12 protein-coding genes are annotated in these 12509 nt (G+C 76.0%); all 12 read left to right on the forward strand.

The features are described from left to right. The first annotated feature begins 321 nt into the window (after positions 1-321). From mftA to mftE, 12 genes are read left to right on the forward strand one after another with little or no spacing between them, the layout of a single operon-like run. The gene (mftA, locus tag AB0M16_RS35385; RefSeq protein ID WP_365350495.1) at positions 322-447 is read left to right on the forward strand and encodes a mycofactocin precursor MftA; all 126 of its coding nucleotides are present in this window, start codon (positions 322-324) and stop codon (positions 445-447) included. Between the two features lie 2 nt (positions 448-449). Beyond that, entirely contained in the window at positions 450-734 is a 285-nt protein-coding gene (mftB, locus tag AB0M16_RS35390; protein WP_365350497.1) for a mycofactocin biosynthesis chaperone MftB, read from the forward strand. A gap of 18 nt (positions 735-752) precedes the next feature. Beyond that, the gene (gene mftC, locus AB0M16_RS35395; protein WP_365350499.1) at positions 753-1955 is read left to right on the forward strand and encodes a mycofactocin radical SAM maturase; all 1203 of its coding nucleotides are present in this window, start codon (positions 753-755) and stop codon (positions 1953-1955) included. Next, entirely contained in the window at positions 1942-3921 is a 1980-nt protein-coding gene (locus AB0M16_RS35400; protein ID WP_365350501.1) for a mycofactocin system FadH/OYE family oxidoreductase 1, read from the forward strand. The genes mftC and AB0M16_RS35400 overlap by 14 nt, the downstream gene beginning before the upstream one ends. Continuing rightward, positions 3918-6005 (forward strand): mycofactocin system FadH/OYE family oxidoreductase 2, encoded by a 2088-nt coding sequence (locus tag AB0M16_RS35405; protein WP_365350503.1) that lies wholly within the window; start codon positions 3918-3920, stop codon positions 6003-6005. The genes AB0M16_RS35400 and AB0M16_RS35405 overlap by 4 nt, the downstream gene beginning before the upstream one ends. Beyond that, on the forward strand, positions 6002-7105 hold the full coding sequence (locus AB0M16_RS35410) for a mycofactocin-associated electron transfer flavoprotein alpha subunit (RefSeq protein ID WP_365350505.1): 1104 nt from the start codon (positions 6002-6004) through the stop codon (positions 7103-7105). The genes AB0M16_RS35405 and AB0M16_RS35410 overlap by 4 nt, the downstream gene beginning before the upstream one ends. Beyond that, the gene (locus AB0M16_RS35415) at positions 7102-8409 is read left to right on the forward strand and encodes an FAD-dependent oxidoreductase (protein ID WP_365350507.1); all 1308 of its coding nucleotides are present in this window, start codon (positions 7102-7104) and stop codon (positions 8407-8409) included. Before AB0M16_RS35410 ends, AB0M16_RS35415 begins: the two co-directional genes overlap by 4 nt. Continuing rightward, complete coding sequence (locus AB0M16_RS35420) at positions 8406-8705, forward strand: 4Fe-4S dicluster domain-containing protein (protein ID WP_365350509.1); 300 nt, start codon at positions 8406-8408, stop codon at positions 8703-8705. Before AB0M16_RS35415 ends, AB0M16_RS35420 begins: the two co-directional genes overlap by 4 nt. 8 nt (positions 8706-8713) lie before the next feature. Then, the gene (locus tag AB0M16_RS35425; RefSeq protein WP_365350511.1) at positions 8714-9520 is read left to right on the forward strand and encodes a mycofactocin-associated electron transfer flavoprotein beta subunit; all 807 of its coding nucleotides are present in this window, start codon (positions 8714-8716) and stop codon (positions 9518-9520) included. Next, entirely contained in the window at positions 9517-10302 is a 786-nt protein-coding gene (locus AB0M16_RS35430) for a mycofactocin-coupled SDR family oxidoreductase (protein WP_365350513.1), read from the forward strand. The genes AB0M16_RS35425 and AB0M16_RS35430 overlap by 4 nt, the downstream gene beginning before the upstream one ends. Next, positions 10299-11654 carry a mycofactocin biosynthesis glycosyltransferase MftF gene (gene mftF / locus AB0M16_RS35435; protein WP_365350515.1) on the forward strand — a complete coding sequence of 452 codons (1356 nt, stop codon included), beginning with the start codon at positions 10299-10301 and terminating at the stop codon, positions 11652-11654. The genes AB0M16_RS35430 and mftF overlap by 4 nt, the downstream gene beginning before the upstream one ends. Then, positions 11651-12436, forward strand: a complete 786-nt coding sequence (mftE, locus tag AB0M16_RS35440; protein WP_365350517.1) for a mycofactocin biosynthesis peptidyl-dipeptidase MftE — start codon at positions 11651-11653, stop codon at positions 12434-12436. Before mftF ends, mftE begins: the two co-directional genes overlap by 4 nt. The last annotated feature ends 73 nt before the right edge of the window (positions 12437-12509 follow it).

Genomic DNA, 12509 nt, shown 5'->3' on the forward strand with positions numbered 1-12509 from the left:
GTCCTCGCGCGGCCACGCCTCGCTGCGCCGCGAGGGCCGCCACCCGGTGCCGTGTGGCGGGCAACCGCCAAGCGCGGCACGTGAGTTCGCGGCCGAGCGCGGCCGAGCGCGGCCGAGCGCGGCCGGGCGCGGGGCGACGGGAGCGACGGGACCGGCGGTCGGCCACCCCTACCGCCGCCCGATCCGAGCGGCGTAGGGGTGGGAGCAGCCCCTGTCTTCGGGAGGGAACCTTCCCAACGGCACCCGGTGCCCATAGCGTCCGCGGAGTCGGGGCACCAAGGAGCGCCGCCGTTCGTGCGGTGGCGAGGAGAGGAGTCTGGCATGCCCGAGGAGACCGAGGACGTGACCTCGGCCGCGGCCGCTGCCGAGGCGGTCACCGGGGACGGCGTCGAGGAGGAGCTGCTCGTCGAGGAGATCTCCATCGACGGCATGTGCGGGGTCTACTGAGCGTGGCGACGACGTTCGACGCGGGGCTGCCGTACCGCTGCTCGCCCCAGGTCGCCCTGCGGCCGGAGCCCTTCGGGGCGCTGGCCTACCACTTCGGTACCCGCCGGCTGTCCTTCCTGAAGAGCCCCCTGCTGGTCGCCCTGGTGAAGGAGCTCGGCTCCCATCCCGACGTCCATGCCGCCCTCGACGCGGCCGACGTTCCCGAACGGCAACGTGCCGCCTGTCTGCGCGCCCTCGCCGCCCTGTCCGAGGCGGGGACGATCGAACCCCGCCCCTCCGCCGCCTGACCACGAGGAGATTTCCGGATGAAGCTCGTGGAGCAATTCCAGTCGGGGCTGGATGCACCGATCTGTCTGACGTGGGAGCTGACCTACGCCTGCAATCTCTCCTGCGTGCACTGCCTCTCGTCGTCGGGGCGCCGCGATCCGGACGAACTGTCCACCGCCGAATGCCGAGCGGTTATCGACGAGTTGCGACGCATGCAGGTCTTCTACGTGAACATCGGGGGTGGTGAACCCACCGTGCGTTCCGATTTCTGGGAATTGGTTGAATATGCGACCACGTCTCAGGTCGGCGTCAAGTTCTCCACCAACGGCGTCCGCATCACCCCGGACCGGGCGCGCAAGCTCGCCGCCTCCGACTACGTCGACGTCCAGATCTCCCTGGACGGCGCCACGGAGGCCGTCAACGACCGCGTACGCGGCCCCGGCTCGTACGCCACCGCCATGACCGCCATCCGCAACCTGGCCGACGCCGGCATGGCCGACTTCAAGATCAGCGTGACGGTGACCCGGGAGAACGCCGGCCAGCTCGACGAGTTCGCCGCCCTCGCCGACGCCCACGGAGCCCAGCTGAGGATCACCCGGCTGCGCCCCTCCGGACGCGGCACGGACACCTGGGCCGACCTGCACCCCACCGCCGAACAGCAGCGCACCCTCTACACATGGCTGCTCGCGCACGGGGAACGGGTGCTGACCGGGGACTCCTTCTTCCACCTCAACGCCCTCGGCCCGGCCCTGCCCGGACTCAACCTGTGCGGCGCAGGCCGCGTGGTGTGCCTCATCGACCCGGTCGGCGACGTGTACGCCTGCCCCTTCGCCATCCACGACCGGTTCCGCGCCGGCAACGTCCGCACACCCGGCGGCTTCCGCACCGTCTGGCGCGACTCCGCGCTCTTCGCCGAACTGCGCGCCCCGCAGTCCGCCGGGGCCTGCACCTCCTGCACCGCCTACGACTCCTGCCGCGGCGGCTGCATGGCCGCCAAGTTCTTCACCGGACTGCCCCTCGACGGGCCCGACCCCGAATGCGTCCGCGGACACGGGGAACCCGCGCTCGCGGCGGCCGGACCCGTACCCCGCCCCGGCGGCGACCACTCGCACCGCACCACCCGCGGCCCCGTCCCCGTCACCATCGGCAGGCGGCCGTCCGCGCCCGTACCCGACCGGCCCTGCGACACCAGCCCGCTCGCCGGCTTCCGCCCGGAGGCCCCCGCGCATGTCGCCCACTGAACCGCACCCGCCCGCCACCGCACCGGGCACACCCCTCGCGGCACCGGGCGGGTCGCTCACCGAACCGCTCGTCCTGGCCGGCCGCACGGCCCCCAGCCGGGTGCTCTTCGGGCCGCACCCGACCAACCTCGGCCGCGGCCGCGCCCTCTCCGACCGGCACGTCGCCTACTACCGCCGTCGCGCCGAGGGCGGCGCCGGGATCGTCGTCACGGAGACCGCGGGCGTCCACCCCAGCGACTGGCCCTACGAACGCGCCCCGCTGGCCACGGCGTGCGAGGCCGGCTGGACGGCGACCGCCGACGCCTGCCGCCCCTACGGCACCCTCGTGCTCGCCGGCCTCGGCCACACCGGCTCCCAGGGCAGCTCGGCCTACGGGCAGACCGCCCTCTGGGCACCCTCCCGCGTCCCGGACGTCGTGAGCCGGGAACTCCCCATGGAGATGGAGGAACCCGAACTCGCCGCACTCGTCGCCGGCTTCGCCGCCGCGGCCGCCGGCGCCGCCCGGGCCGGCCTGGACGGGGTGGAGATCGAGGCCGGCCAGCACAGCCTGCTGCGCCAGTTCCTGTCCGGCCTCACCAACCAGCGCACCGACGCCTACGGCACCGACCGGACCCTGCTCCTCGAGCGCGTCCTGGGCGCCGTCCGCGCCGCCCTCGGCCCCGACCGCGTCCTCGGGCTGCGGCTGTGCTGCGACGAACTCGCCCCCTGGGCGGGCATCACCCCCGAGCAGGCGCTCGACACCGCCGCCCGGGCCGCACGGACCGCCGACTACCTCGTCGTCGTCCGCGGCAGCGCCATGAGCGGCGGCGCCACACACCCGGACCTGCACACCGAACCCGGCTTCAACCGGGAGCTGTGCGGCGCGGTCCGCACCGCCGTCGCCGGCGCCGCCAGGATCGTGCTCCAGGGTTCCGTCGTCGACCCCGCGCAGGCGCAGCGCGCCCTCGACGACGGCACGGCCGACCTCGTGGAGATGACCCGTGCGCAGATCGCCGCCCCCGATCTGGTGACCCTGTGGCGGGCCGGACACGGCGAACGGATCGCCCCCTGCGTCCTGTGCAACCAGCGCTGCCGCGTCCGCGACGCCCGCAACCCCCTCGTCAGCTGCGTCGTCGAACCCCGCAGCGGGCACGAGACCACCGACCCGCCCGTGACCGGGGGCAGCGAGCCGCCCCGCGACGTGCTCGTCGTCGGCGGCGGGCCGGCCGGCCTGGAAGCGGCCCGCGTCCTCGCCCTGCGCGGACACCGCGTCGAACTCGCCGAACGCGACGAGCGGCTCGGGGGCAGCGTCCGCCTCGCCGCCCACGTCCACGGCAGGGCCGGGCTCGAACGATGGGTCCGATGGCTGGAGTCGGAGGTCCGCAGACTCGGCGTCACCGTGCGCACCGGCACCGACATCACCCCCGACGACCTCCACGACGGCCGCGAGCTCGTCCTCGCCACCGGCTCGCTCCCCGGAACCCTCGACTGCACCGTGGACGGCGGGACCGTCATCGACGTCGCCGAACTGCTCCGCGGGCCGCTCGACGCCCTGCCCGACGGACCCGTCCTCGTCGTCGATCCGGTCGGAGACGCCGTGGGGACCGGCGTCGCCGAGGCCGTCGCCGCCACCGGCCGTCCCACCGCGCTCGTCACACCCGACCCCGTCGCGGGCCGCTCGCTCGCCGCCACCGGCGACCTCGCCGACGCCAACGCCCGCCTCCAGCGGGCCGGAGTCACCCTGCTGAAGCGCTCGGCCCTGCGTGCCCTGAGCGCCACCCGCGCCGAAGTGGAGCACCTGCTGACCGGCGAACGGACCGAACTCGACTGTGCCGCCGTCGTCCACTGCGGATTCCGCCTGCCCGACGAACGGCTCGCCCTCGCCCGCCCCGGCACTCCCCGCGCGGGGGACTGCGTCGCGCCCCGGACCGTCCACGAAGCCGTCCTGGAGGGCCGTCGCGCCGCACTGGAACTGGTGGGGACATGAGCGACTTCCCGCGGCTGTTCTCGCCCCTGAAGGTGGGCCCCGTGGCCCTGCCGAACCGGGTCGTGTTCTCCGCCCACCTCACCAACTACGCCGAGGACGGGCTGCCCACCCACCGGCACGCGGCCTACTACGCGGCGCGCGCCGCCGGCGGCGCGGGCCTGGTGATCACCGAGGAACACTCCACCCACCCCACGGACTGGCCCTACGAGAAGATGATCCACGGCTTCGACCCGGCGGTCGTCGCCGGCTACCGCAGGATCACCGAGGCCGTGCACGCCCACCACGTGCCGATCTTCGCCCAGCTCAACCACAACGGCGGCCAGGGCTCAGGCATGTACACGCGCAGGGCGCTGTGGGCGCCCTCACCCGTTGCCGACCCGCTCTTCCGCGAGGTCCCCAAGGCCGTCGAACGCCACGAGATCGCCGCCATCGTCGACGGATACGCGACCGTCGCCCGGCACTGCGCCGAAGGCGGCTTCGACGGCGTGGAGCTGCAGTGCTCGCACTCCTCCGTCGTGCGCGGCTTCCTCTCCCCGGCCACCAACCGCCGCACGGACGCCTACGGCGGTCCGCTGCGCAACAGGGCCCGGCTCCTCACCGAGATCATCAGCGCGGTACGCGCCGCGATCGGCCCCGCCCTCGCGCTGGGAGTCCGGCTCTGCGGCGACGAGCTGATCGAGGACGGGATCACCCTCGACGAGGCCGTCGAGGTCGCCCGGACCGTCGCCGACACCGGACAGGTCGACTACCTCAACACCTCCATCGGCGTGGCCACCTCGACGCTCTACATGATCGAGGCGTCCATGACCGTCCCGCCCGGCTACGCCCTCTTCATCGCCAACGCCTTCCGCCGGGCCACCGACCTCCCCGTCGTCGGCGTGGGCCGCATCAAGAGCCCCGAACAGGCGGAACGCGCCCTCGTCGAAGGCCACTGCGACCTCGTCGGCGTGGTCCGCGGCCAGATCGCGGACCCGGACTTCACCGCCAAGGCCCGCGCCGGGCGGTCCGCAGAGATCCGCGCCTGCCTCTCCTGCAACCAGGAGTGCGTCGGCCGGGTCGGCATGAACCGGTGGCTCGGCTGCGTCGAGAACCCCCGGGCCGGGCGCGAACTGCTGCCCGTGCCCGCCGTGCCGGCCCGGCCGAAGAAGGTCGTCGTCGTCGGTGGCGGCCCCGCCGGACTCCAGGCCGCCGCGACCGCGGCCCGCCGGGGACACCGCGTGACGCTCCTGGAACGCGCCCGGGCGACCGGAGGACAGGTCGCCGTCGCGGCGACCGTCCCCAGCCGCGCCGAGTTCCTCGACATGGCGCGCAACCTGCTCGCCGAATGCCGGAGGTACGGAGTGGACATCAGGACCGGTACGGCGGCCACGGCCGCCCTGCTGCGGGCCGAGTCACCCGACGCGGTCGTCCTGGCCACCGGCGCCCGACCCCGGCCGCCGGCCTGGGCCGCGGGACTCGACCGGGTGGTGGACGTGCGCGACGTGCTGGAGGACCGGGCCGCGCCCCACGGGGACGTCCTGGTCCTCGACGAACTCGGCTTCCACCAGGCGACCTCCGTGGCGGAGCTCCTCGCGGACCGCGGCTGTCGGGTGCACGTCGTCACCCCGGGCATGACGGTCGGTCAGGACCTGGGCCTCACCCTGGACATGGAGACCTTCATCGTTCGCGCGCACGCCAAGGGCATCCGCCGGTCCACCGACCGCGTGGTGATGTCCGCGACGGCGGCCGCCGTCGAAGCCGCTGCCGGCACCGCCGAACCGACCGACACCGAAGTGGCCGCCACCGGCGGGACCGACGTCGAAGTGGCCGCCACCGGTGGGACCGACGCCGGCGGGGGCGGCACCGCGCCGACCGCCGGGACCCGGGGCGGTCTCGACGTGGACGTCCTCGTCCACACCACCGGCGTCACCGAGCGCCTCCGGGTCGACTGGATCGTGTGCGCCGTCCACCAGGAACCCGAGGACGGGCTGTGGCAGGAGCTCCGCGACGAGCCCTTCGCCGTGCACCGGGTGGGCGACTGCCTCACTCCGCGCCGCGCGGACGCCGCCGTCGTCGAAGGCCATCGGGTCGGGAGCGCGCTGTGACGGCCCTGCCCCCCGGCACCCCTGCCGTCGCCGTCCTCGTCATCCGCCGCGGCACACCACCCGACGGCGCCGACGCGGCCGTCGCCGAGGCAGGCGGTCTCGCCCTCCTCGTCGGCGACGGCACCGCGGAGGCGGCCGGACGGCTCCGCACGGCCGTCCGCGCCTGGTGCGCGGAGACCGGGACCGTCACCCCGGGCACGCTCGCCGCCCGGCTCGCCCCGCTCCTCGCCCCCGTCCACAGCGTGCTGCTGCCCGCCTCGCACGACGGCCGCGACCTCGCCCCCCGCCTCGCCGCCGCCCTGGACCGGCCCCTGCTCCCCGAGGCCCTCGCGGTCACCCCCACCGGCGCCGAGACCCGGACCCCGGACGGCCGTTGCGCCGTCGACCTGACCGTCGACGGCCCCTTCGTGGCGACCCTGCGCGGCGGGACCCCGGCCACCGGCCCCGAGCGGCCCGCCTGCCCGCCGGAGCCGCTCGCCCTGACCGCCGCGCACGTGCCCGACGCGCGCGTCCTGGAGGTCCGCGAGCCCCGCCCCGGCACCCGTGCCCTGCCCGAGGCCCGCCGGGTCCTCGGCGCCGGAGCGGGACTCGGCGCCGCCGGGACACGGCTGCTCGGCTCCGTCGCCGCCGCCCTCGACGCCGAGGCCGGCGGGACCCGGGTCGCCACCGACGCCGGCTGGCTCGGCCACGACCGCCAGATCGGCACCACCGGGATCACGGTCGCCCCCGACCTCTACATCGCCTTCGGCGTCTCCGGCGCCACCCACCACACCGGCGGACTCGGCTCGCCGCGCCACGTGGTCAGCGTCAACACCGACCCGGCCTGCCCCATGACCGCGATGGCCGACCTGGGCATCGTCGCCGACGCACCCGGAGTCCTGGCCGAACTGGCCCGGAGGCTGGGGCTCGACCCCGTCGTCGAACCCCCGCCCGCCCCGCGACGCCCTGCACGCCCTCCCGCCGCACCGGCCACGAGCCCGAGTACGCCCCGTACGGGGGCGTGCGCCCCGCACGCCGAGAGCACGCACCCGACGCCGCAGGGCCGCCCCGCGGGCGACGACGGGAGTTCGACGACAGGGCCGAGGAGAGACCGCACATGACTGAGCCGAAGTTCGACGTCGTCGTCGTCGGGGCCGGCCCCGCGGGAGCGGCCGCCGCCCTGGAGGCGGCCCGGGCCGGGTGCTCGGTCGCCCTCGTCGAGCGGGGCCCGTTCCCCGGGTCGAAGAACGTCTACGGCGGCGTGGTCTACGGACGCGTCCTCGACGAGCTGGTGCCCGCGTGGTGGGAGGAGATGCCCGTCCAGCGCTGGGTCACCCGCCGGTCGACCATGATCATGACGGAGACGCAGGCACTCACCGTCGACTTCCGCAGCCAGGACTGGGGCCGGCCCCCGTACAACGGGGCGACCGCGCACCGCGCCGAGCTCGACGCCTGGCTGGCCGGACTCGCCGTCACCGCGGGCGCCGTCCTGATCCCCTCCACCGTCGTCACGGGACTGCTCAGAGCCCCCGACGGCACCGTCACCGGAGTACGCACCGACCGGCCGGACGGCGACCTCACGGCCAGCGTCGTCATCGCCTGCGACGGCGTCAACTCCTTCCTGGCCAAGGAGGCCGGCCTGTGGTCCGGGGTCCCCGCGCCCCTCGTCACCCTGGGCGTCAAGGAGACGATCGCGCTGCCCCGCAGCACCGTCGAGGAGCGCTTCGGGCTCTCCGGCCGCGACGGTCTCGACATCGAGATCCTCGGCTGCACCCGGGGCATCCCGGGCGGCGGCTTCCTCTACACCAACCTGGACTCCGTCAGCCTCGGCGTCGTCGTCGACCCGCACCGGCTGGCCGCGGCGGGCGTACGGCCCGAGGCCCTGCTCGCCGACCTCAAGGCCCACCCCGCCGTCCGGCCGCTGGTACGCGGCGGCGAGGTCGTGGAGTACGGCGCCCACACCATTCCCGAGGCCGGCTACGACGGCATGCCGGAACTCGCCGGTGACGGCATCCTCGTGGCCGGAGACGCGGCCGGCATGTGCCTCGCGGCCGGACTCTGGCTGGAGGGCGTCAACTTCGCCCTCGGCGCCGGCATGTACGCCGGCCGCGCCGCCGCCGCCGCCCTCGCCGCCGGGGACACCTCGGCCACCGGACTCGCCTCCTACCGTCGGACCCTGAAGGACTCCTTCGTCCTCGCCGACCACCGCAAGCTCCGCAAGGCGCCCGGGCTGGTCCTCTCGGACCGCACCCAGCGGCAGTACCCCTCGCTGATCTGCGAGGTCGTCGAGGGCATGTTCCAGGTCGACAACCCGCGCCCCAAACCCGGCCTGGGCGCGCTCGTCCGGCGCGGCCTGCGCCGCCACGGCATCAGGAAGCGCCACCTCGTGGCCGACGCGCTGACCGGCTGGAGGTCCTTCGGATGAGCCCGGACACCTACGGGGACATCTCCTTCGAGGACCGGATGGCCACCGCCGACTTCCGGGTCCACGAGCGCCCCCACATCACCGTGGACACCGCCGTCTGCGTCTCCTGCCCCACCAGGCCGTGCGTGCCCGCCTGCCCGGCGGCGCTCTTCGTGCCCACCGCGGACGGAGGCCTCCTCTTCAACTACGAGCACTGCTTCGAGTGCGGCGTCTGCTACCAGGTCTGTCCCGCCGACGACGCGATCGGCTGGTCCTATCCCGACGGCGGCTTCGGCGTCGTCTTCCGCAAGGGGTGACCCGACCCGTGCTGATCACGGCCGTGCTCCGCGGCCCCGACGCGCCCGGCGGTCCCCACCCCGCCGACCTCCACGCCCTGGAACGGGCCCTCCACCTCGCGGACCGACTGGACGGCCTCTGCGTCGTCGCCGCCCTGGGCGGCGCCGGGGCCGACGACGCCCTCCGCGACGCGCTCGCCGCGGGTGCGCACGCCGCACTGCGCGTCGAGCCCGCCACCGGCCCGGGCGACGGCGACACGAGGGCCGCCGCCCTTCTCGACGCCGTCACCCGCCACCACGGTCCGCCCCGGCTCGTGCTCTTCGGCGCCCACGACGAGGACGACGACGGCACCCCCGCCTTCCTCGCCGCCCGCCTGGGCGCCGCCCAAGCCCTCGGTCTGCTCGAACTCGACAACGAGGGCGCGGAGTTGCGCGCACTGCGCAGACTCGACCACGGACGCCGCGAACTCCTCGCCGTCCCCCTGCCGGCGGTCTGCTCCGTGACGGACACCGGCGCACGGCCGCCCCGCGCCGCCCTCGGCGCGGTGATCACCGCCCGCACCGCCCCGATCCCGGTGACCCGGGCCACCCCGGGACCCGGCCGCGTCCGGGCCGGACGGCCGCGCCCCTTCCGGGCCCGACCGCGCTACGAACCCGCGCCCGAGGGCGACCACCTGCGGCGCCTCGCCGAGCTGACCGGCGCGCTCGTCCCCCGTACCCCGACCCGGCTCGTCACCCCGGCCGGCCCCGCCGCCGCGGCCGACGAACTGATCGCCTATCTGACCACGCACGGCTACCTGCCGGCACCCCCGCGCGAACAGGAGGAACCGGCGTGAGCCCGCGAGTGGCGATCGTGACGGGAGCGGCGCGAGGCATCGGCGCCGCCGTGGTGAACAGACTCGCCACCGACGGATGGAACGTCGTCGCCGTGGACGTCTGCGCCGACCTGCCCGGCGTCGGCTACCCCCTCGGCACCCGCGAGCAGTTGAACGGACTGGCCCCACACCGGCCCGGAGCCGTCCGGCCCGTCGTCGCCGACGTCCGCGACGCGCAGGCCCTCGCCGCCGCCGTCGCCCTCGCCGAGGACGAGTACGGCGGCCTCGACGCCGCCGTGGCCGCCGCCGCCGTCATGGCCGGCGGCCGACCCCTGTGGGAGACCACCGACGCCGAATGGGACGCCCTCTTCGACACCGGCGTACGCGGTGTGGCCAACCTCGCCCGCGCCGCCGTCCCCGCGATGCTGCGCCGCCCGCAGCCGCGCACCGGCCGGTTCGTCGCCCTCGCCTCGGCCGCCTCCCACCACCCGCTGTGGCGGCTGGCAGGCTACAACGCCGCCAAACACGCCGTCGTCGGCCTCGTCCGGGGACTCGCGGCCGACCTCCGCGGCACCGGCGTCAACGCCACGGCCGTCTCACCCGGCTCCACCCGCACCGCCATGCTCGACGCGAGCGCGGCCCTGTACGACCTGCCGGACGTCGAGGAGTTCGCCCGCCACCAGGCCGTCGAACGGCTCCTGGAACCCGACGAGATCGCCGCCGCCGTCTGCTGGCTGTGCTCCGAGGACTCCTCGGCCGTCACCGGCACCGTCCTGCGCGCGGACGGGGGGTTCCGCGCATGACACGGCTGCGACTCCAGCCCGACCCCGCCCTGCGCCGGCACGACCGGGGACGCGTCCTCGTCGGCGGCTCCCCACTGCGCGTGCTGCGCCTGACCCCGGCCGGCGCCGAAGCCGTCGACGGCTGGCTGCGCGGCGAACCCGTCGCCCCCCGCCACCGCCGCCTCGCCGCCCGGCTCGTCCGCGCCGGCGTGGTCCACCCCCGCTACGACGCCGCCCCCCTGGCCACGGCCGACGTCACCCTCGTCGTCCCCGTCCGCGACCGTCCCGGACCCCTCCCGGACATCCCCGGCGCCACCAGGATCGTCGTCGACGACGGTTCCACCGACCCGGTCCCCGGCGCCACCGTCCGCCACGACCGCGCGGGCGGACCCGCGGCGGCACGCAACAGCGGCTGGCCGCTCGCCACCACCGCCCTCGTCGCCTTCGTCGACGCCGACGTGACCCTGCCCGACGGCTGGCTGGAACCGTTGCTGCCCCACTTCACCGACCCCACCGTCGCCGCCGTCGCCCCCCGCGTCCGCAGCACCCCCGGACCTTCCCTGCTCAGCCGCTACGAGCGCGGCCGCGGCCCCCTCGACCTCGGCGCCCAGGCGGCCCAGGTACGCCCCGGCGGCCGCGTGGCCTGGGTGCCCACCGCCGCGCTCGTCGTCCGTACCGCCGCCCTGCGCGCCCTGGACGGCTTCGACGAACGCCTCCGCTTCGGCGAGGACGTCGACCTCGTCTGGCGACTCGGCGCCGCGGGACACCAGGTGCGGTACGAGCCGGCCTCCACCGTGCTCCACGACCCGCGCACCCGCTGGAGCGCCTGGCTGCGCCAGCGCGTCGGCTACGGAACCGGCGCCGCGCCGCTCGCCCTGCGCCACGGCCGCGCCGCGGCCCCCGTCCGCATGTCCGTCTGGAGCGCGGCGGCCTGGGCGGCCGCCGCCCTCGGAGCCCCGGCCGCCGGGGCCGCACTGGCCACGGCCACCGCCGTCCTGCTGCCCCGCACGCTCCGCGGCACGGGCGTGCCCGCCGAGGAGTCGCTCCGGCTCGCGGCCGGCGGCCACCTGGGCGCCGGCCGGCAGTTCGCCGACGCCGTCACCCGCACCTGGTGGCCCGTCGCGGTACCGGCCCTGCTCGCCACCCGCCGCGGCCGGTGGCTGCTCGCCGCGGCGTGCACCCGGCACATCGACGACTGGTACCGGACACGGCCCCCGCTCGACCTGCCCCGCTGGTGCCTGCTGCGCATCGCGGACGACCTCGCGTACGGAGCGGGCGTCTGGCGCGGCGCCGTACGGCACCGCACCCTCCGCCCCTTCCTCCCGGCCTTCACCCGCCGCACGGCCGGCGGCACCCGACGGGACGCCCCGTGACCGCCCCGGAGAGCCGGGACGGAGCGGCTGCCCGGGGCATACGGGACGCCCCCGCCCCGGCGGACACCGGCGGCTCCGGACTCGCCCGGCTCACCTGGCCCGAGGCCGCCCCGGACCTCGCCCGCCGCCTGCTCGCCGTCCCCGTCGGCTCGACCGAACAGCACGGCCCCCACCTGCCCTTCACCGTGGACACCGAGATCGCCGTCGCGCTCTGCGCCCGGCTCGCCCACGCCCGCCCCGGCGTCGTCACCGCGCCCCCGGTCCCGTACGGGTCGAGCGGCGAGCACATGGCCTTCCCCGGGACGCTGTCCATCGGCCGGGAGGCCACCGAGCTGCTGCTCGTCGAACTCGTCCGCTCGGCCGACGCCTTCGCCGGGGTCGTGCTCGTCTCGGCCCACGGCGGCAACGCCGTACCGGTGCGCCGCGCCGTCGCCCGGCTGCGCGCCGAAGGCCGCCGGGTGCTCGCCTGGGGCCCCGCCGGCCCGCCCGACGACAGCCACGCCGGCCGCACCGAGACCTCGGTCATGCTCGCCCTGCGCCCCGACGCGGTGCGCACCGACCGCTACGCGCCAGGCGACCTCCGCCCGCTCCCCGCCATCATCGACGAGCTGCGGCACTCCGGCGTAGGGGCTGTCAGCCCCAGCGGCGTCCTGGGGGACCCGACGGGCGCCCACGCCGAGGAGGGCGAGCGGACCCTCGCGGTCTGGACCGAGCGCCTGGTCACCGCCACCGACCGCTGGCTCCACGCCCGCGACCACACCCCGCAGCACCTCCCCGGTTAGGGGCCGGTAGGGGTGTGGGCGGCCCTCCCGCCCCTCGTACCGTGCGGTTTTGTGGCGGTCTGCGTGTCCTCTT

This window comes from Streptomyces sp. NPDC051921 (assembly GCF_040680975.1).
GTDB lineage: Bacteria > Actinomycetota > Actinomycetes > Streptomycetales > Streptomycetaceae > Streptomyces.